The organism is Sulfurimonas sp. ST-25 (genome assembly GCF_048079205.1).
Lineage (GTDB): Bacteria > Campylobacterota > Campylobacteria > Campylobacterales > Sulfurimonadaceae > Thiomicrolovo > Thiomicrolovo sulfuroxydans.
Map to the genome: position 1 here is coordinate 2,044,329 of NZ_CP182225.1, position 23,081 is coordinate 2,067,409.

At 58.2% G+C, this 23,081-nt stretch carries 24 protein-coding genes and 1 tRNA gene; 11 read left to right on the forward strand and 14 right to left on the reverse strand.

Features of this window, described 5'->3' with window-relative positions; genetic code table 11:
- Positions 1 to 26: 26 nt before the first annotated feature.
- Positions 27 to 1,289, forward strand: coding sequence for a UDP-N-acetylglucosamine 1-carboxyvinyltransferase (murA, locus tag ACM66T_RS10655; protein ID WP_416768548.1), 1,263 nt, complete (start codon positions 27 to 29; stop codon positions 1,287 to 1,289).
- A 21-nt stretch (positions 1,290 to 1,310) separates the two neighbouring features.
- On the opposite strand, the gene ACM66T_RS10660 is transcribed toward murA, so the two are convergent.
- Both ACM66T_RS10660 and ACM66T_RS10665 read right to left on the reverse strand, forming a co-directional pair.
- On the reverse strand, positions 1,311 to 1,688 hold the full coding sequence (locus ACM66T_RS10660) for a heat shock protein transcriptional repressor HspR (protein ID WP_231018977.1): 378 nt from the start codon (positions 1,686 to 1,688) through the stop codon (positions 1,311 to 1,313).
- 3 nt (positions 1,689 to 1,691) lie between these two features.
- Positions 1,692 to 2,588 (reverse strand): DnaJ C-terminal domain-containing protein, encoded by an 897-nt coding sequence (locus ACM66T_RS10665; protein WP_231018978.1) that lies wholly within the window; start codon positions 2,586 to 2,588, stop codon positions 1,692 to 1,694.
- A 131-nt stretch (positions 2,589 to 2,719) separates the two neighbouring features.
- Here ACM66T_RS10665 and ACM66T_RS10670 point away from each other — a divergent pair.
- A tRNA-Pro gene (locus ACM66T_RS10670) sits at positions 2,720 to 2,796 on the forward strand.
- 306 nt (positions 2,797 to 3,102) lie between these two features.
- Here ACM66T_RS10670 and purH read toward each other — a convergent pair.
- Positions 3,103 to 4,638 (reverse strand): bifunctional phosphoribosylaminoimidazolecarboxamide formyltransferase/IMP cyclohydrolase, encoded by a 1,536-nt coding sequence (gene purH / locus ACM66T_RS10675; RefSeq protein ID WP_231018980.1) that lies wholly within the window; start codon positions 4,636 to 4,638, stop codon positions 3,103 to 3,105.
- Positions 4,639 to 4,727: 89 nt separating this feature from the next.
- Positions 4,728 to 5,717 (reverse strand): HD domain-containing phosphohydrolase, encoded by a 990-nt coding sequence (locus ACM66T_RS10680; RefSeq protein ID WP_231018981.1) that lies wholly within the window; start codon positions 5,715 to 5,717, stop codon positions 4,728 to 4,730.
- Positions 5,718 to 5,850: 133 nt separating this feature from the next.
- Between ACM66T_RS10680 and ACM66T_RS10685 the strand changes: the two genes are divergently transcribed.
- The 4 genes from ACM66T_RS10685 (at position 5,851) to ACM66T_RS10700 (ending at position 9,248) form a co-directional block, all read left to right on the forward strand.
- The gene (locus ACM66T_RS10685) at positions 5,851 to 6,114 is read left to right on the forward strand and encodes a hypothetical protein (RefSeq protein WP_231018982.1); all 264 of its coding nucleotides are present in this window, start codon (positions 5,851 to 5,853) and stop codon (positions 6,112 to 6,114) included.
- A gap of 80 nt (positions 6,115 to 6,194) precedes the next feature.
- Entirely contained in the window at positions 6,195 to 7,481 is a 1,287-nt protein-coding gene (locus ACM66T_RS10690) for a hypothetical protein (protein WP_231018983.1), read from the forward strand.
- Between the two features lie 149 nt (positions 7,482 to 7,630).
- On the forward strand, positions 7,631 to 8,512 hold the full coding sequence (locus ACM66T_RS10695; RefSeq protein WP_231018984.1) for a metal ABC transporter substrate-binding protein: 882 nt from the start codon (positions 7,631 to 7,633) through the stop codon (positions 8,510 to 8,512).
- Complete coding sequence (locus ACM66T_RS10700; protein WP_231018985.1) at positions 8,505 to 9,248, forward strand: metal ABC transporter permease; 744 nt, start codon at positions 8,505 to 8,507, stop codon at positions 9,246 to 9,248. The genes ACM66T_RS10695 and ACM66T_RS10700 overlap by 8 nt, the downstream gene beginning before the upstream one ends.
- Before the next feature lies 1 nt (position 9,249).
- Here the strand turns inward: ACM66T_RS10700 and ACM66T_RS10705 are convergent, their stop codons facing one another.
- Positions 9,250 to 9,435 carry a hypothetical protein gene (locus tag ACM66T_RS10705; protein WP_231018987.1) on the reverse strand — a complete coding sequence of 62 codons (186 nt, stop codon included), beginning with the start codon at positions 9,433 to 9,435 and terminating at the stop codon, positions 9,250 to 9,252.
- Positions 9,436 to 9,571: 136 nt separating this feature from the next.
- Here ACM66T_RS10705 and ACM66T_RS10710 point away from each other — a divergent pair, with 136 nt between their 5' ends.
- A complete protein-coding gene (locus ACM66T_RS10710; RefSeq protein WP_231018989.1) occupies positions 9,572 to 10,015 on the forward strand; it encodes a GatB/YqeY domain-containing protein in 444 nt (147 codons plus the stop codon).
- Positions 10,016 to 10,130: 115 nt separating this feature from the next.
- On the forward strand, positions 10,131 to 10,979 hold the full coding sequence (locus ACM66T_RS10715; RefSeq protein ID WP_231018990.1) for a YitT family protein: 849 nt from the start codon (positions 10,131 to 10,133) through the stop codon (positions 10,977 to 10,979).
- Between the two features lie 85 nt (positions 10,980 to 11,064).
- Here the strand turns inward: ACM66T_RS10715 and trpC are convergent, their stop codons facing one another.
- The 4 genes from trpC to ACM66T_RS10735 are packed head-to-tail and all read right to left on the reverse strand — an operon-like array spanning position 11,065 to position 14,213.
- Positions 11,065 to 11,865 carry an indole-3-glycerol phosphate synthase TrpC gene (gene trpC / locus ACM66T_RS10720; protein ID WP_231018991.1) on the reverse strand — a complete coding sequence of 267 codons (801 nt, stop codon included), beginning with the start codon at positions 11,863 to 11,865 and terminating at the stop codon, positions 11,065 to 11,067.
- A complete protein-coding gene (locus tag ACM66T_RS10725; protein WP_231018992.1) occupies positions 11,862 to 13,157 on the reverse strand; it encodes a hypothetical protein in 1,296 nt (431 codons plus the stop codon). Before ACM66T_RS10725 ends, trpC begins: the two co-directional genes overlap by 4 nt.
- Positions 13,150 to 13,521, reverse strand: coding sequence for a YkgJ family cysteine cluster protein (locus ACM66T_RS10730; RefSeq protein ID WP_349636715.1), 372 nt, complete (start codon positions 13,519 to 13,521; stop codon positions 13,150 to 13,152). Before ACM66T_RS10730 ends, ACM66T_RS10725 begins: the two co-directional genes overlap by 8 nt.
- Positions 13,518 to 14,213, reverse strand: coding sequence for a tRNA1(Val) (adenine(37)-N6)-methyltransferase (locus tag ACM66T_RS10735; protein WP_231018994.1), 696 nt, complete (start codon positions 14,211 to 14,213; stop codon positions 13,518 to 13,520). The genes ACM66T_RS10730 and ACM66T_RS10735 overlap by 4 nt, the downstream gene beginning before the upstream one ends.
- Before the next feature lie 73 nt (positions 14,214 to 14,286).
- On the opposite strand from ACM66T_RS10735, the gene kdsB reads away from it, so the two are divergent.
- The gene (gene kdsB / locus ACM66T_RS10740; protein WP_231018995.1) at positions 14,287 to 15,009 is read left to right on the forward strand and encodes a 3-deoxy-manno-octulosonate cytidylyltransferase; all 723 of its coding nucleotides are present in this window, start codon (positions 14,287 to 14,289) and stop codon (positions 15,007 to 15,009) included.
- Positions 15,010 to 15,151: 142 nt separating this feature from the next.
- On the opposite strand, the gene rpsO is transcribed toward kdsB, so the two are convergent.
- Positions 15,152 to 15,427 (reverse strand): 30S ribosomal protein S15, encoded by a 276-nt coding sequence (gene rpsO / locus ACM66T_RS10745; protein ID WP_231018996.1) that lies wholly within the window; start codon positions 15,425 to 15,427, stop codon positions 15,152 to 15,154.
- 224 nt (positions 15,428 to 15,651) lie between these two features.
- On the opposite strand from rpsO, the gene ACM66T_RS10750 reads away from it, so the two are divergent.
- Together ACM66T_RS10750 and ACM66T_RS10755 are read left to right on the forward strand one after the other, a co-directional pair.
- Complete coding sequence (locus tag ACM66T_RS10750; RefSeq protein WP_231021237.1) at positions 15,652 to 16,056, forward strand: RrF2 family transcriptional regulator; 405 nt, start codon at positions 15,652 to 15,654, stop codon at positions 16,054 to 16,056.
- 16 nt (positions 16,057 to 16,072) lie between these two features.
- Positions 16,073 to 17,140 carry a DHH family phosphoesterase gene (locus ACM66T_RS10755; protein WP_416768549.1) on the forward strand — a complete coding sequence of 356 codons (1,068 nt, stop codon included), beginning with the start codon at positions 16,073 to 16,075 and terminating at the stop codon, positions 17,138 to 17,140.
- Between the two features lie 4 nt (positions 17,141 to 17,144).
- Here ACM66T_RS10755 and ACM66T_RS10760 read toward each other — a convergent pair whose 3' ends face one another.
- The 4 genes from ACM66T_RS10760 to ACM66T_RS10775 are packed head-to-tail and all read right to left on the reverse strand — an operon-like array spanning position 17,145 to position 23,034.
- Positions 17,145 to 18,560, reverse strand: coding sequence for an N-acetylmuramoyl-L-alanine amidase family protein (locus ACM66T_RS10760; protein ID WP_231018998.1), 1,416 nt, complete (start codon positions 18,558 to 18,560; stop codon positions 17,145 to 17,147).
- Between the two features lie 6 nt (positions 18,561 to 18,566).
- Positions 18,567 to 19,658: a nitronate monooxygenase gene (locus tag ACM66T_RS10765; protein ID WP_231018999.1), complete on the reverse strand. Its 1,092-nt coding sequence runs from the start codon at positions 19,656 to 19,658 to the stop codon at positions 18,567 to 18,569.
- A complete protein-coding gene (gene tyrS, locus ACM66T_RS10770) occupies positions 19,659 to 20,861 on the reverse strand; it encodes a tyrosine--tRNA ligase (RefSeq protein ID WP_231019000.1) in 1,203 nt (400 codons plus the stop codon).
- Between the two features lie 16 nt (positions 20,862 to 20,877).
- Complete coding sequence (locus ACM66T_RS10775; RefSeq protein ID WP_231019001.1) at positions 20,878 to 23,034, reverse strand: RelA/SpoT family protein; 2,157 nt, start codon at positions 23,032 to 23,034, stop codon at positions 20,878 to 20,880.
- Between the last annotated feature and the right edge of the window lie 47 nt (positions 23,035 to 23,081).

The window sequence follows — 23,081 nt, forward strand, 5'->3', positions numbered from 1 at the left end:
TTGGCGCGTTGCGCCTGTGAGGTGATATGGATTATTTCAAGATCAACGGACCGAAAACCCTGGAGGGCAGCGTTGCCGTCTCCGGCGCCAAGAACGCCGCCCTGCCGCTGATCGCGCTGACGATCCTTGCCAAGAACCCTGTCACGATCACGAACCTCCCCCATGTCGTCGACATCAAGACCCTGCTCAAACTGCTGACCAACCTCGGTGCGGCGTTTGAACTCGACGGCAACCGCGTCACCATCGATACCCGCCCCGTGAACCACACGATGGCGACCTATGACATCGTCAAAACGATGCGCGCCTCCATCCTCGTACTGGGCCCGCTGCTCGCGCGCTTCGGCCACTGCGAGGTCTCCCTTCCGGGGGGATGCGCCATCGGGCAGCGTCCCATCGACCTGCACCTCAAAGCGCTGGAGCATATGGGCGCGGAGATCACCATCCATGCCGGCTACGTCCGCGCCGAAGCCCCCGACGGCCTCAAGGGTGCGCACATTCTCTTCGACAAGATCACCGTCACCGGCACGGCCAATATCGTCATGGCGGCCGCTCTGGCCAAAGGGAAAAGTACCATCACGAACGCCGCGCGCGAACCCGAAGTCGTCCAGCTCTGCGAGATCCTGCGCGATGCGGGGGTCGCCATCGAAGGGATCGGCAGTTCCGAACTTGTCATTGAGGGCACCGGGGGCAAACTCGTCGACATCGCCTCCTTCGCCGTCATCCCCGACCGTATCGAAGCGGGAACCTACCTCTGCGCCGCGGCCATTTCACGCTCGCCGTTGACCCTGACAAATGTCCGTCCCGACCACCTCGAAGCGGTCCTGGGCAAACTCGAAGAGATGGGCGTAGGGATCGAAACGACAGAGGACACGATCACCGTCCTGCCTGTGCAGACCCTGAAACCTGTTGACATCACGACCATGGAGTACCCCGCCTTCCCGACGGACATGCAGGCGCAGTTCCTCGCGCTCTGTACCCAGGCCGAAGGGACGTCGACCGTCGAAGAGCGCCTCTTCGAAAACCGCTTCATGCATGTCAGCGAACTGCAGCGCCTCGGCGCCGACATCACACTCAAAGGCAATACCGCCACCGTCAAAGGCCCCTCGGCGCTCTTCGGCGCGGATGTCATGGCCACGGACCTGCGCGCCTCAAGCGCCCTCGTACTGGCGGCGCTGGTGGCAGAGGGTGAGACGAACATCCACCGCATCTACCACCTCGACCGCGGCTATGAGGCGCTCGAAGAGAAATTCAGCCTGATCGGTGCGGACATCGCCCGCCTGAAAGAGTAGTAGGGAAAAGAAAAGGGGAGATCACTTCTCTTCGAAGATGATCATTTCGTAGATGCTTTTTTTCGTCACCAGCGCCTTCTCGGGCGGTACGCTGGTGCTCTGCTTCGCCTGGGCCAGCTGGTAGCGCAGCTCGGCAATCTCCTGCTCCATCGTATCGATCTGCTCCTTGAGGCGCAGCGCCACATCGACGCCGGCAAGGTTGACGCCCATTTCGCGGGTCAGGCGGAGGATCAGCTTGATGCGGTCGATATCGCGCTGGGAGTAGAGACGAATCCGGCCGTCCGAACGCGAAGGGGTGATAAGGTTTTCACGTTCATACTGGCGCAGGGTCTGCGGATGGATGTCGAGGATCTTCGACACGATGCTGATCAGGTAGACCGGTTCGTCGTACGTATGCATGGCTTACTCCTTAGGTAGTTGCGCTTTCATCGCCTCGGTCAACTCTGAATCAAGGTCGTCCACGTTCGGCAGGATGATGTTCGCGACAAGGTAGAGGTCCCCGCGTACGTTGCTTTTTCGGTTCATTACCCCCATCTCTTTCACACGGAAACGCTGCCCGTTCTTCGTGTTCTGCGGTACTTTGAGGGTAATCTCCTTCTCCAGCGTCTTGACGCTCACCTTATCGCCGAAAAGCGCCGCGTAGAGCGGGACGTCGAAGGTTTTGATCAGCGTGTCGCCGTCGCGCTCGTATTCCGGGTTGGTGGCGATGTTGATCTTGAGGTAGAGATCGCCTGCGCTGCCGCCCTGTTTGCGCCCTTTGCCGCGGACGCGGAGCTTCTCGCCCGATTTGACCCCCGCGGGGATCTTGATGTCGAAGCTCTCCCCCTCCACGTTTACCTGGTGCTTGCCGCCGAGGATAGCCGTCTGGAACGGCACGGTGATGGAGGTCTCCAGGTCGAGGTTGACCGGCTGCTGGTAACCGCCGCCCCCGAAACCGCCAAAGCCTCCGAAACCGCCTGCACCCCCGGCTCCGCCGCCGAAACCGCCGAAGCCTCCCCCGCCGCCGAACATCTGGCGCAGGATCTCGTCGAGGTCGACATTGCCGCCCTGGGCGCGCGCAAAGTCCTGGAAGTTCTGGCCGCCGAACATCTGGTCGCCGAAACGGTCGTACTGCGCCTTCTTCTCTTTGTCGCTCAGTACTTCGTACGCCGCGTTGATCTCTTTGAACTTCTCCTCCGCTTCGGGGGACTTGTTCACATCGGGATGGTACTGGCGCGCCATCTTCCGGTAGGCTTTTTTGATTTCCGATTCGGTCGCGTTTTCATTGACGCCAAGGGTCTCGTACAGACTTTTACTCATTGACAGTTACCTAATTGTATATTTTCTTTTTAAGAGGGAGTATAGCACATAAGTTGAGTCCATGTCAATCAAGGTTTGAATTATGGCGCTTTAGGTAATTTTTAAGTTTACGGTAGTATAATTTCGGCCCTCGGGGTGTGGCGCAGACTGGTAGCGTGCTTCGTTCGGGACGAAGAGGCCGCAGGTTCGAATCCTGTCACCCCGACCATCGAGAGACTTTCTTCCTAAAACATTTCCAGAAAAAATCCATCAAAACAACATCGAAAAATCAAGCATTTTTACGTACTAAATACAGCATATAATCCTCCTTTATTGTCAAGTCAGATACGATCATTAGCGTGTCAGGCGGATCACCTCGGCATGGCATATCCCGAAAGCGGCAGCCTTTCGCATTTTCTTCTTTCGGGTTCGGTTTCTTCTTTGTGCGAGCAAAGAAGAAAGGGAACAAAAATTACCATGATGTATATGAGGGATTAGGTTTACGAGAGCATATGCGGCCAGAGCCGCAGAGGGTTTAGTGTAGGAAGTGGCGGACACCCGTGAAATAGAGCGCCATGCCGTACTCGTCTGCCGCGGCGATGACTTCGTCGTCGCGGATGGAGCCGCCCGGTTCGATGACCGTCTTGACGCCTGCGGCCGCCGCTGCGTCGATGGAGTCGCGGAACGGGAAGAAGGCTTCGGATGCCAGCGCGGCACCGGTGACGTCCAGGCCCATCGCCTCAGCTTTTTTCAGCGCACACTGCGACGCGTCAACGCGCGAGGTCATCCCCATACCGACGGCGACCATTGCCGCGTCCTTGACGTAGACGACACAGTTCGACTTTGTCAGCGACGCGACTTTCCAGGCGATCTCCGCATCTTTCATCGCCACCGCATCCGCGCTCAGTTTGCTTTTGCGCTCGGCGTTGCTGATCTCATCCGCTGCCACCTTGTCGGCATCCTGGAAGACAAACCCGCCGTCGATGTGTTTGAAGTCAACGGCATCGTTGGCGAGGACGATCTTGTCGCTGCCGTATTCGAAAAGCTTGATGCGCTTCTTCGCCGCAAACACCTCCTGAGCTTCCGCCGTGATACGGCCGGCAATGATCACCTCAAGGAAGATTTCGTTCATCTTCTCCGCCAGCGCCTTGTCGACGACACCGTTAACGGCGACGACGCCACCAAAGGCGGAAACGGGGTCGCATTTGAGCGCTTCGGTATAGGCGTCAAGCAGGCTGTCGCGGATGGCGAAGCCGCACGGGTTGCCGTGCTTAACGATACAGACGGCATTTTCGTCGCCGAAGGCCGCGGCGATCTTGACCGCGCCGCTAATGTCTGTCAGGTTGTTGAAGCTCGCCTCGCCTTTGAGGGTCGTAAAGTTCTTGCTGAAATGCTCCTCGAACTCGTACAGCGCACCCTTCTGGTGCGGGTTCTCGCCGTAGCGCGTATTCATCACCTTCTTGCCGACGACGAACTGCTTCGCCCCCATACCGTCGTTGAAACGCTTGTTCATATAGTTGGCGATCATGCTGTCGTAGGCCGCCGTGTGCTCGTAGGCTTTGATCATCAGGCTGCGGCGGAACTCGACGCTGTTCTCATCATTCTCGATGGCGTTAAGGACCAGCGAATAGTCGGAGGGGTCGGTGACGATCATGACGCTGTCGAAGTTTTTCGCGGCGGAGCGGACCATCGCCGGCCCCCCGATATCGATGTTCTCGATGATCTCTTCGAAGTCGTCCGTACGCTCGATGGTCGCCTTGAAAGGGTAGAGGTTGACGCAGACGAGGTCGATCGGCTCGACGCCCAGCTCTGCCGCCTGGTCCAGGTGCGACTGCTTGTCGCGGCGATGCAGGATGCCGCCGTGGATGTAGGGGTTGAGGGTTTTGACGCGCCCCTCGAAACACTCCGGGAATTTGGTGACCTCATCGATCTCGATGGCCGCGATACCGGCCTCTTTCAGCATCTTGAACGTCCCGCCCGTTGAGATGATCTCATAGCCGTTTTTCACCAGGGACGCCGCGAATTCGACGATATTGCTTTTATCGCTGACGCTCAGCAGTGCTCTTTTCATTCCGTTTCGCCTTTTTTCGGGCTTGCAGCCCATGTATTTCATTGACGGAATTTTAACAGAGGAGCGGTTAGGATTGGATCAAATTCTGATCACGCCCCATGTTTTTGGCGTATATCCAGGAACTGCCAAAGATTATCGACAAAGAGCTCTACCAGTTTCGGATCGAAATGCTTGCCGCTCTCTTCGGTGAGATAGGCCAGCGCCTTGTTCACCTGCCACTCCTCCTTATAGCTGCGTTTGCTCAGCAGCACGTCAAACACGTCCGCCACGGCGACGATGCGCCCGAAGATATGGATATCTTCCCCCTTCAGCCCTTTCGGGTAGCCGCTCCCGTCGAACTTTTCGTGGTGCTGGGCGGCGATGATCGCTGCGGCCCTCAGCACGGGCCGCTTGGTGCGGCTGAGGATGTGGGCCCCCCACTGCGTATGGTGTTCCACCGCCTCGCGCTCTTTGGCCTCTAACGGCAGAGGTTTGTTCAGGATCCGCTCGGGAACAATGACGTTGCCGATATCATGCATCGCCGATGCCATCTTCAGCATCTCGACGGCTTCCGGGCGGAGTCCGTAGAGCTCGCCGAGCAGCGCACTGTACCCCGCGACTCTTTTGAGATGTCCCTTGTCCTGCGAACGGAGCTCCCCGACATACGCCAGGGTGTAGATCAGATCCTCCTCCGTCTCTTCAGCATGCCGTTCCCGATGTTTTCTCAACTCCAGGTGCGTCCGGACCCGCGCATAGAGTTCCGAATGATTGAAGGGTTTGACGATGCAGTCCGCACCGCCGGCTTCAAAACTGCGTTTAATCTCCTGAGCCCCCGGGATCATCCCGGTAAAAATGACGGGGATCTCCTGGGTCTTGGCTTCCGATTTCAGCCGCTTGCAGATCCCGTAGCCATCGATACTCTTCGCCGTCGCGTCAAGCAGGATCAGGTCGATATTCAGCGCGCCCGCTATCGCCATTGCCGCGTCTTCGTTCTCTGCCCCCAAAACGCTGCACCCCTCTTTGGCGAACAGTTCCCTGACGGTGACGATGTGCTTCGGAGACTCGTCAACGACCAGGATTTTTGCCGGAAAAATTTTCATATTTACTCTTTTTAAAAACAATAAACAATATGGTAGCACCGATATATTAATTTTTTATAAATATAATTGTTATATAGCATTTTTATCACATTTGATACGCCTCGGGGAGATCGGCGGTGCGCTATAATGCCGCATGCGAACCAGACGCCTGCTGCTCTTACTGCTGTTCCTCGTCGCCCTCAGCGGCGAAGCGCTGCACACCCTCAGTGCGCACCATGACGGGAGTCACTGTCCCGTCTGTACCGTCGCCGCCCACGCGGCAGCACCCGATATCGTCAAACCGTTCGAGCCGTTTATCCTCTTCCATGACACTGAAGAGCCTTGCCCGGCCGCCGAAGCCCACAGCAGCTTTGCCCTCCATTTCGTTCCGGCCCGGGCCCCTCCCCGCTTCGTTTAATCCCTACAAAAAAACCATAGCACTATGCAGCACCCATCACAAATCCAACCCGGGTGCACTGATTAAACGGAGTCTATATAATGCAAAAAACTTTTATCTCCCTGCCCCTTTTCTGCGCACTGCTCTTCGCGGATGCCGCCACGATCCTCCCGGTCGAAAAGCGCACCTTCGAACAGTCCAAGTTTATTCCGGACATCTCTCTGATCCTCGATGCATCCTACGTCACCCGCAACAAGACAGATGACGAGATCGCCCACTACGAGATCCCCGGTGTCGCCCACGGCATCATGGGGGCCCACGCCCACGACGGGCACTCCCACGCCACCTACAACGCCTACAACGGCTTTAATCTCAACTACGGCGAACTGGTGCTTTCGAGCTCCGTCGACCCCTACTTCACCCTTGACGGCACCTTCCACTTCAGCGAAAACGGCGTCGAGATCGAAGAGGCCTATTTCACCTCGACCGCTCTCCCCTACGGCCTGCGTCTGCGCGGGGGGAAACTGCTCTCCAACTTCGGCCGTCTCAACTCTCAGCACCACCACTACTGGGATTTCGGGGACATGCCGCTCGTCTATCAGGCCTTCCTCGGTGATCACGGCATCAATGAGAAGGGGGTCCAACTGCAGTGGGTCGCTCCGACGGAGACCTACCTGATGTTCGGAGGCGAGGTACTCCAGGGCGAGAACGAGATGATGTTCGGCACCGCCAGCATCGCCGACCCGACCGCGACCGACCCCGATGCCGCGCCGCTGGCCGAATCGGCCGATGCGCCCGCCCTCTTTGTCGCCTATGCAAAAACCGCCGTTGATATCGGCGAGACGACCGTTATGCCCGGCATCTCCTACGCACGCGGCACCTCGCGGCTTGACCACTTCGAGGATGAAACGCCCCACGCCTTTTCGGGTATGAGTTCGCTCTACGGTGCCGACCTGACCGTCAAACACTACTTCGACTCCTACAGCTTCCTGACCTGGCAGAGCGAGTGGATGATGCGCGACATGAAGGGCACCCAGTATGCGCAGCCCGATGCCAATACGACGACCTCGGTCTCCCTGCGCAAAGAGCAGGCAGGCTACTACACCCAGCTCGTCTATGCCTACAACATGAACTGGCGCACCGGCGTCCGCTACGACAATATCTATCAAAACGATGTCACGAAGAACGGTACAGCCCAGGAGATGGAGAACAGCTTTGAGCGGATCAGCGCCATGGTGGAGTACCACCCCAGCGAGTTCAGCCGTTTCCGTCTTCAGTATAATCACAACATGGCCCTCTATAACGAGGATGGCGACCGCCAAAGCGTCGATACGATTATGCTGCAGGCCAATATTGCCATCGGGGCGCACGCGGCCCACGACTTTTAGGCCGTTGACGCTGCGACAGGGGTGGTCTCCCGGCCGCAGTGTCAATACCGGGTCTCCCCTGCCGAGAGACCCATCCTCCGAGGGGAGTTCCTTCGGGCGCGTGCCCTCGGCGCTTAGTATGAGGCGACATTTAATTACTAAGGTTTGACATGCAAAAACTGCTTTTTATCCTTCTACTGCCCGCCGCGCTCCTTGCCCACCTCAATATCGCCGTCACCTACCCCTACATCGGCGCACTGACACGGGCGGTCGGCGGTGACCACGTCACGACCGTCGTGCTGGCCAAGGGGAACTGGGATCCCCACTTCGTCGTTCCCCGCCCCTCCCTCATCGCCAAGATGCGCCGGGCCGATGCACTGATCATGAACGGCGGGCAGCTGGAGATCGGCTGGCTTCCGCCGCTGATCCGGCGCGGAAACAACCCCAAGGTCAACCCCTCTGCGCCGACCTTTCTGAACCTGGCACAGGGGATCGAGCTAATCAACAAACCGAGCGAGGTCGACCGGGCCAACGGGGATATCCACCCTGCCGGCAATCCCCATTTTCACCTCGATCCGCACAACATCCCGCTCTTGGCAAAGCAGATCGCGCTGTTTCTGGCATCAATCGATGCGGAGCACAAAAGCATTTATGAAAAGAACCTGGAAAATTTCAATGCGGAATGGGGGAAAAATCTCGAGCGCTGGACACGGGTCATGGCGCCGAAACAGGGGATGAAAGTCGTGCAGTTCCACGACAACCTCGCCTACTTCAACAAGGCCTTCGGCCTCATAAACATCGCCACGATCGAGCCGCTGCCGGGCATCCCGCCCTCCCCGCGTCATACCCTCGACGTGATCGGGAAAATCCGCGCCGAGCATCCCTGCTGCATTCTGCACGACGTCTACCACTCCACCAAGACCGCGGAATACATCCGGGACAAGACCGGGATCAGGGTCATCCTGATGCCCCACGATATCGGGGCGCTGGAGTCTGTCGACTCCCTCACCGCCCTGTTTGACTATCTGACAAAGGCCCTCACCGATGATTGATATTTTCCTGCCGCCGCTGCTGCTCGTCTTCGTGCTCGTCATGATTCACGCCTGGTTCGGCAAAGGGGTGCTCGAGCGCGGCATCATCTTCACCGACCTCGCCATCGCACAGTTCGCGGCGCTGGGCAGCGCCGTCAGCCTCGGCTTTTTTCACGGGGAGTATCTCTATGTGCTCACCCTCGGAAGCGCCCTGTTCAGCGCTGTGCTCATCGCGTTCGCATCGCACAGGAACCTGCACCTGGAGGCGTTTATCGGGATTCTTTACGTCCTGGGTGCCAGCGGCGTTATGATGGTCCTGGCCAACTCCGCCGAGGGGATGGAGCACTTCAAGGCGCTGCTGGCGAGCGATATCCTTTTCACGCCGATGAAGCACGTGCTCTACAGCAGCGGCGTCTATGCCCTGCTGGGGCTTCTGATATGGCAGCTCTACCCGCGTCTTAACGGGTTCATGCAGGAGCTGCTCTTCTTTGTCATGCTTGCCGTCACCGTCACCTCATCCGTCCAGCTTGCCGGCGTGCTCGTCGTCTTTACGCTGCTGATCGCACCGGTCTTTATGGCATCCATGCAGAAGCGTTTCCCGCCGCTGGGCTTCGCCTTTGTCTTCGGCTGGGCATTCAGCGCCGCGGCGATCGCCGCATCCTACACCTTCGACCTGCCGACGGGCTACACCATCGTTTTTCTCGGTGCCCTCAGTGTCCTGCTCGGCACGCTGATGCTCAGCCGTACGAAAGCCTGAGCTACTTGTCGAGGTTGTTCTCGTCCCAGCAGGCGTCGACCTGCCGGTCGATGGCGAGATCGGCACTGGTCTGCTCGTTGACGTCGCCGACGATGTCCCAGGTACTGATTGCCATAAAAGCAAACGCCGCCACCAGCACCGCCGTCACAAAATAGATGTTCATATACTCTTTCTTGAAAAGCTTCACGGGACTCCTTTCCACTCCAATTGTCCCCATTTTATAGCATAAGGGTTAATAATATGAAAAGCCGTGATAGAAGGCGTCTTCTTTTAGGCTTATCTAAGGCGGGTATAATGTCGCCATCACATGCAAAGGATAATTTATGGAGCTCAAAGACCAGATCAGAAACGATATTAAAGAAGCGATGAAAGCCAAGGAGGTCCAGCGCCGCGACGCGCTGAGACTGCTCAACAGTGCCATGAAACAGATCGAGGTGGACGAACGCAAGGAGCTCAGCGACGACGATGTCATCGCCATCATCCAAAAACAGATCAAGCAGCGCAACGACGCGGCGGCCCAGTACAAGGACGCCGGACGCGACGAGCTGTACGACAAAGAGATGGCCGAGATCGCCGTGTTCGAAACCTACCTTCCGGCACAGCTCGACGACGCCGAGCTTGAAAGCGCCGTCAAGGCGATCATCGAAAAAACCGGTGCCAGCACGATGAAAGATATGGGCAAGGTCATGGGAATGGCCAGCAAAGAGCTCGCAGGCCAGGCCGACGGCAAACGCATCAGCAGCTGCGTTAAAACACTCCTTTCATAAATTTTCCCGCTCCGTCATTTCCCGGACGGAGCGGTCCCAACCCTCTCTTCACGACACCTTTCTGCCGTCCAGAGTTCCGAGCACTGTCCGATAGTATGTTCACCAAGGAAAAGTCATGACAACGAAAATCATAAAAGAGCTGAGACGCTACCTGCAGATCCTGATCGGCGGTATGGTACTGGCGGCGGGGGTCACCCTCTTCCTTGTGCCCAACCATATCACCTCCGGGGGCACCCCCGGGATGGCCATCCTGGTCAACTATTTTACGGGCATCTCCATCGGGACGATCATGCTCTCCATCAACATCCCGATGGTGCTCATGAGCATGAAGTTCATCGGCCGGGGATATGCATTTCGGACCGTGTTCGCCATCGTCGTCATCGCCATGTCGGCGGATATGTTTCTGGAGATGCTGAAGCTCCCCGCCCTGACACAGGAACCGCTGCTGGGCGCCGTCTTCGGCGGGATGCTTATCGGCCTGGGGGTGGGGCTGATCGTCAAAGCCAGCGCATCGCCCGGCGGCCCCTCCATCATCGCCGGCATGATCGCCCACAGGACCCACTGGAAGGAGGGGGATCTCATCATCGCGCTCGATGCCCTGATCGTCTTCTCGGCCGGATTCGTCTTCCCGAAACTCGACAGCATGCTCTGGAGCCTGGTCGGCGTCTACATCAGCGCCAGGGGCATCAACCTGATCCTCTCCGGCCGCCCCTCCAAAAAAGTGCTGCATATCTCTTCGGAGAACGCCGAAACCCTCAAAGCCCACCTCCTGCACAAACTGGGGCACGAAGGCGGGGTCATTCTCGAAGGGACGACGCTCCACACGGGGGACGAACGGCGGCTGCTGATGCTCATCGTGGATAACAATAAAGTCCAGAGCGTCCGGCAGATCGTCCAGGCGTATGACCCTTCGGGTGTCGTCGTTGTGATGGAAGCATCGGAGTTGATGGGCGGGGGGCATTGACGGCGACCATGCCCGTCAGCGGCATGATGCATTGAGACGTTAGCAGGATCTTTTCTATCCGGCTCTTACCGGAATTTGAGGGGGATTATTTCGGGCACCCCTCGCCCGTTTTCAGGCAGCGCAACGCACTTTCGACATCGTCCTGGCGCATCAGCGACTCCCCGACAAGAAAGGCGTCGACGCCCGCTTTGCCGAGATCTTCGAGCTGGCCGTATTCATAGATGCCGCTCTCGGCGACGATGATCTTGTTGTTCGGGATGAGCGGGATAAGCTTGTAGCTCAGTTCCATATCCATCTCGAAGGTCTCGAGGTTGCGGTGGTTGATGCCGATGATGTCGGCGCCGGCGAAGATCGCCTTGGTCAGGTCCGCCTTGTCGTGGATCTCGACCAACGCCTCCATCCCCAGGTGACGAGTGTAGTCAAGCAGCTCTTTCAGCTCTTTGCGCGAGAGCGCCTTGGCAATCAGCAGGACGAAATCCGCGCCGTAGACGAGGGCTTCGACCAGCTGGTACTTGCTGACGATGAAATCCTTGCGCAGGAGCGGAATGGCCGCGTACCGGCGGATCTCCGCGAGGTAGTCCAGGCTGCCTTGGAAATAGTGCGGTTCGGTGAGCACGGAGATGGCATTCGCACCCCCGCGCTCATAGGCCTGCGCGATGGCCACCGGGTCAAAGTCTTCGCGGATCACGCCCTTTGACGGGCTCGCTTTTTTCACTTCGGAGATGATGCGGTAGGGCTCCGCTTCCGTCGCTTGCAGATGCGGGATGACCGGCCGCGGCGCACGAGCATTGAAGGCGAGGGAACGCCCCAGCCAATCCATGCTATACTCCTTTTCGCGGCGGGCGAGGTCCTCTTTGGTCTTCGCGATAATCTCATCCAGAATCATTGCTTTCCTTGTGTTGTTTTACGTAAACGTTTCATGCATTCCTCAATGGCTTTGACATGTTTGTCCAGCTCGGGGTCACGCTCGCCCCCCATCGCTTTAAGGGCTTCTTTCATCGTGGCGTCGGCCTTGCGGCACTGGCCGAGTTTGTAGTAGCCCCAGGCAAGCGAATCGAGGTAGAAAGGCGAACCCGGTTCCTGCCGCAGGGCCGCCTCGACATACTTGATCCCCTCCGCGGGATCGACGTCGTTGTCGATGAGCAGGTATCCCAGGTAGTTGAGCATCAGGGAGTCTTTTTCGCTCTTGACCGCCGTCTTCAGTTTGTCGACGATCTCCGCGACCAGCTTCGGATCCGTTTTGTCCTCGGCCGCTTCAAAAGCGAAAATGGCGCTCTGTCCCAGGTAGGTCGCATCGCCGCTCTGCTCGTAAAGCTTCTGTGCCAGTTCGGAGGCGGCGGTGTACTCCTTGGCGTTGATATAGAGCTTCAGCAGCATGGCATCATCCGAATGGTGCTGTTCCAGGAACTGTTTGAGATGCACCATGTCGTTTTGATAGCTGTAGATGCGGGCGATCGCATCGGCGACATCCTGGGTGGGATAGTTGCTGTAAAGCCGCAGATAGGTCCCCAGCATCCCCTCGACGTTGTTCTGCTCGCTGTAGAGCCCGGCAAGCCGTTTGCAGATGCGCTGGGAACAACCGTGGAGACGGATGTGGGTTTCAAGCTGGGCGATGGCGTCTTTTTGGCGGTCGAGATTGACGTAGAGGATAACCGCCATACGGTCGAGGACCGCCTCGTCGTAATCGAGGTCGTAGGCGCTCTCCAGGTAGCGCAGCGCCGTGTTGTACTGCTTTTGGCGCGCGTAGATCTCCGAGACCCCGATGTAATCCTGCTTTGCCTTCGTCTTCTCCAACAGTACCAGCGCCGCCTGTTCGGCCGCTTTGACCTCACCCTTGCCGAGCAGTCCCCGGATCCGGTAACGCTCTATCTGGGCATTGAATCCCTCTTGTTCCTCGAACATCTGGGCATTTTCTAGCACATCGTCATACTGTTTCGCATGCAGCAGGTTTTCAAAAAAGTGGTCCCGGTAGGGAAGCCGCGGCGCCTTCTCGTAGAGCACCGCATAGAGCTGCGCCGCCGTCGCGTACTGCCCGTGCGCCTCCGCGTCAAGGGCAAACAGGGCGTAGGCGTCCTCTTCCTCGAACGCCTTCGTCTGCGGCGACAGTGTCGGTTCTTTCAGGCTGCAGCCTGCGAAAAAGAGCAGCAAAAGGGCCGTGCAGGTAATACGTTTAAACATCGACGATCCCCGGACACTCCCGCTTGAGCTCATCGACGCGGGTCTTGTAATACTCCCAGAAGGGAAAGGTACGGCACTGGGCGGGGCGGGCCGTGTAGACGCGGCAGCCGTTCGTCTCCCGGTCGAAAAAGACGCAGTCGTGCGACATGCCGACGATCCGTTCCTTGAGCGAAAACTTGTAACCGCGCTTTTCAAGGTAGGTACGACGGAAGTCCGGCTCCTCCATTTCCAGGGCCGCGGCCAGTGCCTGGATCTCGTCGGGGGAGACGAAGATATTGCCGCTTTCACCGGTGCAGCAGCGTCCGCCGCAGCCGGCGCAGGCGGAGGGGTCGAACGCGTAGGGGTAGCCGTCTTCTTTTATCATAGGGTGCATTTTATACTGTGCGTCCTTGCATCGCGGTAGACCTGCAGGCTCTTGGCGGAGAACTCATCTTCGTCAAAGGCGAAAATCGGCGGCCGGACGCGCATGAGCGAACGGGAGTTTTTCCGGGCGTGCAGCATCACCAGGGTCGCGTTGCGATCCGGTTTCGAATGAACGAATTGTACATCAACCACTCTTAATTTGGCGCGTTCGCAGGCGGCGCAGAGGTGGGCGAACTGCTGGGGGTCGTAGCAAAGCAGCAGGTGCCCCTGGGGGCGCAGGAGTTTTGCCGCATGGGAGATGAACGCGTCGATGGGCAGGTGCAGGTTGTAGCGCGCCGTGTGCACCATCTCATTCTCCGAACGCGAGGCCCCCTCGTGGTAGAAGGGGGGATTGGAAACGATGTACTCAAACCCTTCCGGGTCCTTGAAGGCGAGAAAATCCGTGTGGTGGACCCGGTAGTCGATCCCGTTCACCTCCGCATTCTTCGAAGCGTACTGCACGAAAGCGTCCTGTTTCTCCACCGCCTCGAGCCGCACTTTCGGGTTGTCGCGGGCCACCAGCAGCCCGACGACGCCGCAGCCCGCCCCCACGTCGAGCATACGGCCCCGCGGCGCGAAAGAGGAGATGAAGTCATACAGGAAGATCGAGTCGCTGTTGTAACAGTACCCCTCCTGCGGCTGGTAAAGCAGCATTTAGTCCCCCCGTCGATATAATTTCCGTCATTATACAGTGCCGCGGCGTTCTCGCCCAAAAGAAAGGATTCGCATGATCATCATCCCCGCCCGTCTTGCCTCCACCCGCTTCCCGCAAAAAGTTCTGGCGGATATCGGCGGACTGCCGATGGTCGTCCGCACGGCACGTCAGGTGGCCCACCTCGACGATGTCGTCGTCGCCGCGGACGATGAGAGCATCATCGAGGTGTGCAAAGCCCACGGCGTCAAAGCGATGCTCACGTCGACGACGCACAAAAGCGGCACCGACCGCATCAACGAATGCGCCCAGCTGCTCGACATCCCCGATGACGAACTCGTCATCAATATCCAGGCCGACGAGCCCTTTATCGAGCCGGAGGTCCTGACCCTGCTGATCGACCGCCTGACTGCCCTCAAGGCGGAGGGGCGCCCCTTTGTCATGGGCAGCTGCTACAACGCCGTCAACGCCGAAGCCGCCGACGACCCGAACCTCGTCAAGGTCGTCGTGAACGCGAAGCATGACGCCATCTACTTCTCCCGTTCAATGATCCCCTACAACCGGGGCGGCGGGGCCACCTACTTCGGCCATATCGGCATCTACGGCTTCACAAAGAGGAGCCTCCACGCCTTCTGCGCCCTCGACGACGCGCCGATCGAGGACATCGAAAAGCTCGAACAGCTCCGCGCCGTCCACCACGGGCTTCCCATCAGCATGGTCAAGGTCGCCAGCACCGGCTTCGGCATCGACACGCCGGAGGATCTGGAACGGGCCAAAGAGATCTTTGGGGTCCAATAAAACGGATCCGTCACGGATTAAAAGCCCTGAAACGCCAGCGTACTGCATGGGCATATGCCATGGAGAGTGTTCAAAAAGTAATGTCGGTTATTGAAAAAGTAAAAAAGAGGTCTCCGGCCGAAGCCGGAAAAGTAGAAGCTCGTTAGATGTTGTCGCGGATACCGAGATCGGCAACGAGTTTGTCGTATGCTACGCGGTTTGTGCGTTTGAAGTAACGCATCAGACGGCGGCGCTGACCGACGAGCTTGAGCAGACCGAGGCGTGACGCGTGGTCTTTCTTGAAAGTTTTGAGGTGTTCAGTCAGTTCAGCGATACGTGTGCTGAGCAGTGCGATCTGCACTTCTGAAGAACCGGTGTCGTTTTCGTTACGTCCGAATTTTTTAACAATCTCTTGTTTTTTCGCCGCATCCAAAGCCATAATAGCCTCCTGAGGGTATAATAAATTTTTCGTTCACAATCGAACAAGGGCGAAATTATAGCGAATGTTTTCTGTTTTGGCAATCTTCCCGGACGGCTCGCCGGCGCTTTTTACTAAACTTCTCCTCTATAGTCGTTTTTTTTGAGCTACGCTTTAGGGTAATCGGATATAATTTCTCTTAATTAAACCAGATCTCCTGCACCATGGGATCGGAAAGTGACGCCATGCTCATCACCCGTGCCAGCGAATACGCCCTGCTCTCGCTCATCGTCCTGGCCAAGGCCGAGAAGCCCCTCGATGCCGATACCCTCTCGAAGGAACTCGATATCTCCAAAAGCTTTCTCGCGAAGATCCTCCAGTCGATGGCACGCAACGGTATTCTCAACTCCTTCAAGGGCGCCAACGGCGGATTCGCCCTGGCCAAGGATATGCACGACATCACCGTCAGGGACATTACCTGCGCCGCCGAGGGGAAGAACCCCTCCGTTTTCGACTGCTCCAAATCCCAAAAAGATTGCCCCTCCGATAAAGCGACCACCTGCCAGATCTGGCCCGTCGTCAACCGGCTCCAGGACAAGATCGACACTTTCCTCGAGAAACTCACCCTCGCCGACCTGATCGAACAGTAACCCAAGAAAGGCCATTGTGACCATTTACCATCTCTCCCATATCGACCTCGACGGCTACAGCTGCCAGCTTGTCATGCAGCACACGCCCCATACCATGCACTTTTACAACGCCAACTACGGCGAAGAGGTCCCCGAACGCCTGCGCCAGATCGTCGAGGCGATCACACACGAATCCGAAGCGATGATCCTCGTCACCGACCTGAATCTGACCCCCGACGAGTCCCGCTGGCTCGACGGCAAAGTCAAGCGCTTCAACGAATCGGGCAAAAAGATCACCCTGCAGCTGCTCGACCACCACGGCAGCGGCAAAGAGAGCGCGGCCCGCTACGGCTGGTACCTGCTCGATACCGACCGCAGCGCAACAAAGATCACCTACGAATTCGCCAAGGAACAGGGGTGGCTGCAGGAGGAGCCTGTGTGGATGGAAGCCTATGTCGCCGTCGTCAACGCCGTCGACCTCTGGCTGCAGCATGAAACGGAGAATTTCGAATACGGCAAGGTGCTCATGCGCCTTGTCAGCGAGACCCGCGAACTGGGACGCACCCTCTTCGCGGAGCAGGACCGCGCCTACAAACTGAGCCTGCTGACCGAAGCCGCGGCGATGATCGCGCTGCCCGACGCCCCGATCGTGCTGGACGAGAAGATCCATCTGATGAAGAAGGGGTTTTTCCGCGAGAATGAGAACAACACCCTCGACAACCTGGTGACGAAGTACATCGTCTCCCTGATGGGGGCGAAGCGCAAAGAGATGACGATCTATTACAAGGGCTACCGCGGCTTTCTGAGCTATGCCGTCGGCAACACCTCCATTATCGGCAACGGCTTCCTCGTCGCCTACCCGGAGTATGACTTCATTGTCGACATCAGCCCCCGCGGGACGATGAGCCTGCGCGCCAACAACCAGGTCGATGTCTCCCTCATCGCCAAGGAGTGGGCGGGCGGCGGTGGACACCCCAACGCCTCCGGCGGACGTATCCAGGGCTTCAAAGAGCAGTTCCGCTATGACAAAGTCAAAACGCAGATCGAGTCCCTGATCGCCAAACGCGAATCCGTCTCCGGGAAACTGCCGCAGAAAAGCGAATAGGGCCCTAGCGGTTTTTCGCGAAATAGCGCTCTACACCCTCCGCCAGGCCCCTGGCAAAATAATCCTGATACGTATTGCTGTGAATCCGTACCGCCTCTTTAGGGTGAGTGATAAAGCCTATTTCGACGAGGACCGCCGGCATCTGTGCACCGACCAGAACCCAGAACGGTCCCTCTCTGACCCCTGCATCCTTTACCTCTTTGTAACGGGCCCGCAGCGAAGAGAGCACGCTAGACTGCAGGTCGATTGCCAGTTTATGCGATGCGACGATCTTCTCGGAGTTGAGGACGTTCAGGAAGGTGCTTTTCCCGTAGAAATCCATATCCTCGACTTCCGCCTTGTTCTCCAGGGCCGCGGCGTTCGTCGCCCGTTTGGAACGTGACGGGGAGAGAAAGTAGGTCTCGATGCCGTACGCTTTGCGCGCCTTGCTTTTGGGCACGGCGTTGGCATGCAGGGAGATGAAAAGGTCCGCTTTCTTCTTGTTGGCGTAGCCCGTACGGTTGCGCAGCTTGATAAACTTGTCCTTGCTGCGGGTCATGTAGACGGTGTAGCCGCGTTCGCGCAAACGTGAGGCCATCTTTGCCGCCAGGGAAAGGACGATCTCCTTTTCCTTGTAACGGTTGTGCCCGACGGCCCCGCCGTCCTTGCCTCCGTGGCCCGGGTCGATCACGATCACCCGCTCTTTGTTGCGGGCCTGGCCCGGGCTTGTCACGGGCACGTGCTTTGGCGACGTCACCCCGGAGAGCCCGGCACGTACCGTCAACGTCTTCTCCGCTTTGGCAAAGCGTACCGGAAGTGCCTTAGAACTTTCCAAAACCAGGCGGATGGTCTGCGGTTTGTACTGGGTCAGGCTGATACGCTTGAGGTCACGGTGGGTCAGCGTATGAGACTCGTCCAGCACCGCATGGATATCGAGGACATAGCGGTAGCCGTGCTTGCCGCTCTTTTTCAGCTTGAAGAAGTTGACATCTTTGTTCGAAAGCGTCTTTTCAAAACGGAATACCAGGTTACCGCTGTCCCATTCGACCTCTTCCAGGCGGTTCTGCCCTTTGATGCTCGGCGCTTTCGCTCTGCCTTTGGATGCCGGTTCCGGCTTTGCGACCGGCTCCGCGACCGGGGCCGGTTTGACGTCCGCTGCAGGCGCCGGCAGCGTTTTGAGCTTGTTGCGGTAGTCGCTGACGTCGATATGCAGTTTGTTTCCGCTGGCAACGATCCCCTCCAGTGCACGCCGTTTTTTAGCGGCGTCCCCTTCAACCGTGGCGTCCATATAGGCGGACTTGAACGTATCATATGCCTGGAAAATTTCGGATTGTTTATTGGATTGAAGCACCGTCTCCGCCTGGGAGAGGTTCATACCGCTGAGGGTATTCGCGGTCAGCATAAGAGCCGTGACGATTGCGCGGAGCCGCTTCAACGTCATTGCGACCTATTCGCCTTCGGTCAGCTTTTTCATCAGGTCGGCGACACTGATGAGTTCGGTGATCCGGTAGCCGTTCGTACCGGAGAAGAAGAGGCCCAGTTCCGTATTCCCCTCATACGCGTCGCTGAGGCGGTCGGCGATGCAGAAACCGACCGCTTTCGCCTCAACCCCGCGTTCGCAGGGGGCGACACAGTTCGAGATACACTTGATCGCCGGTCCCGTGCGGGTTTCGACGAGGCTGCTCAGGTTCGTACGCACCCCTCTGGCCGGGTAACCGACCGGGGATTTCATGAGGTGGATATCCTCCTCTCTTGCTTCGAGGAGGACCTTCTTGAAGTTCGGGTGGGCGTCGCACTCGTAGGTCCCGATAAACCGGGTCCCCATCTGTACCCCTTTGGCACCGAGCGCCATCATCTCCTCGATGTCCTTTTTGTCCCAGATACCGCCGGCGGCAATGACCGGGATTTCGCCCCAGCTGGCCGCCTCTTCGACGACCGGAGCGACCAGGTTCTCGAGCTGATGCTCCTCCATGGAGCACTGCTCATAGGTAAAGCCCTGGTGGCCGCCGCTCTTGGGGCCTTCAAGGATTACGGCGTCGGGGAGGCGGTTGTAACGCTTCTCCCAGCGCTTGCAGATGATCTTGAGCGCCTTCGGCGAGGAGACGATCGGTACCAGGGCCACATCGGGATACCCCTCGGTGAATTCCGGCATGTTCGTCGGCAGTCCCGCCCCGGTGATGATGATGTCGATTCCCGCTTCGCAGGCGTCCCGTACGACACGGCCGTAGTCGTTGATGGCGTAGAGAATGTTCGCCGCCAGCGGCGCGTCGCCGCAGATCTTGCGTGCATTGTTGACGATAGCCGTGAGTCCCTCTTTGGAGTAGAAGTTCTCCACGTCCAGCGGGCGTCCGGAGACGAGTTTGTGCGCATGCTCTTTCTGCTCGTAATACCCGGTCCCGACGGCGCTGATGACGCCGAGGCCGCCCTCTTTGGAAACGGTGCCGGCCAGACGGTCCCAGCTGATGCCGACGCCCATACCGCCCTGAACGATCGGTTTTTCAATGGTGTATTTGCCGATTTTCAGCGGTTCGAAGCTCATCTATTTCACCTTTACGCGTGCAAACTTGCGCTTGCCCACCTGAAGGATGTACTCCCCGGCTTCGAGCTGAAGCTGTTCGTCATCCACTTTTTGCTGGTCCATTTTAACGGCTCCTTGCTTAAGGTCGCGCCGGGCCTGCGATGTAGATGCCTCAAGCCCGCAATCCTGTAGCGCTTTGGCGATCCAGACCGGTCCGTCGAGCTCGAATTCGGGCATGTCGCTCGGCAGTTCGCTCTTGGCGTGGACCCGGTCGAACTCCGCCTTCGCCGCTTCGGCATCCGTTGCGCTGTGGAAGCGTTCGACTATTTCCATCGCCAGCGCCTCTTTGACCTTTTTCGGATGGGCCTTGCCCTCCTCGACGTCGACTTTGAGCTGCGCGATCTCGGCGAGGCTCTTGTGGCTGAGCAGTTCGTAGTAGCGCCACATCAGGTCATCGGAGATGCTCAGCATTTTGCCGAACATCTCCCCCGGGGAGTCGGCGACGCCGATATAGTTGTTGAGACTCTTGCTCATCTTCTGAACGCCGTCGAGGCCTTCGAGGATCGGCATCATCAGCACCGCCTGCTCTTTGCCCTTCTCGTAGGCGCGCTGCAGGTGGCGACCCATGAGGAGGTTGAACTTCTGGTCCGTTCCCCCGATCTCGATATCGCTGTCAAGGTGCACGCTGTCGAAGCCCTGAAGCAGCGGATAGATGAACTCGCTGATGGAGATGGGCGTACCGCTCTTGTAGCGCTTTTCGAAATCGTCGCGCTCAAGCATCCGCGCGACGTTCATCAGGGTGGTGAGCTCCAGCATCCCCGCCGCGCCGATGGGGTTGATCCAGTCGGCGTTGAAGAGGACCTCCGTCTTCTCGGGGTCGAGGATCTTGAAGACCTGCTCCTTGTAGCTCTTGGCATTTTCGGCGATCTGCTCCGGGAGCAGTTTTTTACGCGTCTCGCTCTTGCCGGTCGGGTCCCCGATCTGCGCCGTAAAGTCGCCGATGATGAACTGGACGCGTCCGCCGATGCGCTGGAAAGCGGCCAGCTTGTTGAGCAGGACCGTATGGCCCAGGTGCAGGTCCGGTGCCGTCGGGTCGAACCCGGCTTTGACGCTGAAAGTTTTCCCCTCTTCCAGGGCCGCTTTTACCAGCGTCTCGATACGCTCCTCGTCGATGATCTCCGCCGTACCGCGGCGGATCTCAGCCAATGCTTCTGTTACTGTCATTCTTTCCCTTCACCTCTCACACGGACCGATACGCGTCGTCCGTTCGAATAAACTGTATGATATGAATTTTTTGTTCAATTTTAGCGCGGAGGCGGTTAATATCCGCTTCCGAACTCTGGAACTCCAGCTCGCACAGCTGCTGGTGTTCCTGGCGCTCCTTGCCCAGTTCAATGCTGACGATTTCCGCCCCCAGCTTCGCCAGGAACGTGAGGAAATCCGCCAGTGCCCCTTTGGCGTTCTGCATGCTGACGATCATGTGGTAGTGGAAGATGCTCTCCTGCTTCCAGCGCACGAAAAGCATCGGCTCCTCATCCTCGATCAGCGTCGCGGCGTGCTGGCACATCTTGTGGTGGATGTGCGCCTTGCCGTTGCTGACAAACCCGACGATCTCGTCCCCGGCCTTGGGGTGGCAACAGAAATCGAAAACGACATCCGAGATCGTGTGGTTCGAGAAGAGCTCGATCGAGCCGAAACGGTAGAGTTTGAGCTTGAAGCGGTGCGACGCCAGGAACGCGCCGAACTTTTTGTGCGAGCGCAGATCCTTCAGGTAGTGGTGCAGCACCTCTCTGAGGTAGTCCACGTCCCGGGCGATCATCCAGGCGTTCTGCAGACGGTTGTGTTCGCGCAGCCACTCGCGGATGCGAGTCACGTTGAGCTGCATGACGCCGCGCATGATCAGCAGACCGCTCCGGCTGTCGATGTCGCGGATGCGGTGGCGGCAGTTGATGCGGATGTGCTGTTTTGCCCGGGAGGTCTTGACCGCATCCATCCAGCTGCAGCGCAGCAGCTTCTCCTCTGCGGTCATGATCCGGACGATATCGCCGTTATGCAGCTCGGCCAGCAGGCTCTTGCTCTCCTTGTTCACCAGGCACGACTCCGCCCGGTCGCCGATCTCGGTATGGACGGCGTAGGCGAAATCGAGCGCCGTCGCCCCGCGCGGAAGGGTATAGGGTTTGCCTTTGGGAGAGAAGACGCTGATGTCCTCGCTGTAGAGATCGGTCTTCGCCAGTTCGTAGAAATCCTCAATCGACTCCTCCTGGTACTGCAGATTCTGCAGCCAATCGAGGTTGATATTGTTGCCGCCGCTCTTGTACTTCCAGTGGGCCGCGACCCCCAGCTCCGCCGTCTTGTGCATCTCGAAGGTACGGATCTGCACCTCGATGATGGAGGTGTCGTCGAAGACCGTCGTATGCAGGGTCTGATAGCCGTTCTCTTTCGGGATTGCGATGTAGTCCTTGAAGCGCGAGGTCAGCGGCTGGAAATGCAGGTGCACGAGCCCGAGGACGCTGTAACACTGGGTCGGGTCGTTGACGAGCACCCTGATCGCCAGCAGGTCGAGTACCTCGTCGATGCTGATCCCCTTGCGCTGCATCTTGAGGTAGATGGAGTAGTCGTGTTTGATCCTGCTAAGGATCTCGTAGCTGCCCGGAATGATCCCCTGACGCTCCATCAGCTTCGCGATCTTCTGGCGGAAGCCGTTGAGGCGTAGCTCGATGTCGTGATAGTTCACCTTCAGATAATCGTCGATGCGCTTCTTCTCCTCCGCAAACACGTAGGAGAAGCTCAGGTCTTCGAGGAAGTTCTTGATATAGGAGATACCGAGGCGGTGGGCGATCGGGGCGTAGACGACGAGGGTCTCTTCGGCAATGCGGCGCTGTTTGGCCGGCGGCAGCGAGTCGAGGGTCAGCATGTTGTGCAGCCGGTCACAGAGCTTGACGACCAGGACACGGATATCTTTGATGGAGGCCAGCAGCATCTTTCTAAACGTCAGCGCCGAAACGACGAGCTTCTCATCCGAGTGGGACGGGATCAGCTCCTTGTCACGGATCAGGTCGATCTTGGTCAGGCCGTGCACCAGGTGGGCGACATCGGAGCCGTAGCGCAGTTCCACCGCTTCGATGGTGTTGGGCGTATCCTCGACGACGTCATGCAGCAACGCGGCGATGACCATGGCCCGGTCGCCGGTAATGGAGGCCACCAGCGCGGCGACGAGGATTGGGTGGACAACGTAGGGTTCGCCGCTTTTGCGCGTCTGGTGCGCATGGGCATCTTTGGAGAAGAGCAGTGCATCCTCGATCTGTTCATCGAAGGGGATATTTTCGTGCAGCAGGGCCGTCGCACTTTCAATATCCCGGATGGCGCGGATCTGGTTGATATCAAAATTGTTTGCCATGGCTGCTCTTTGCGGTCAGATGTGGGAGCGCCCGTCGGGCGCAGGGA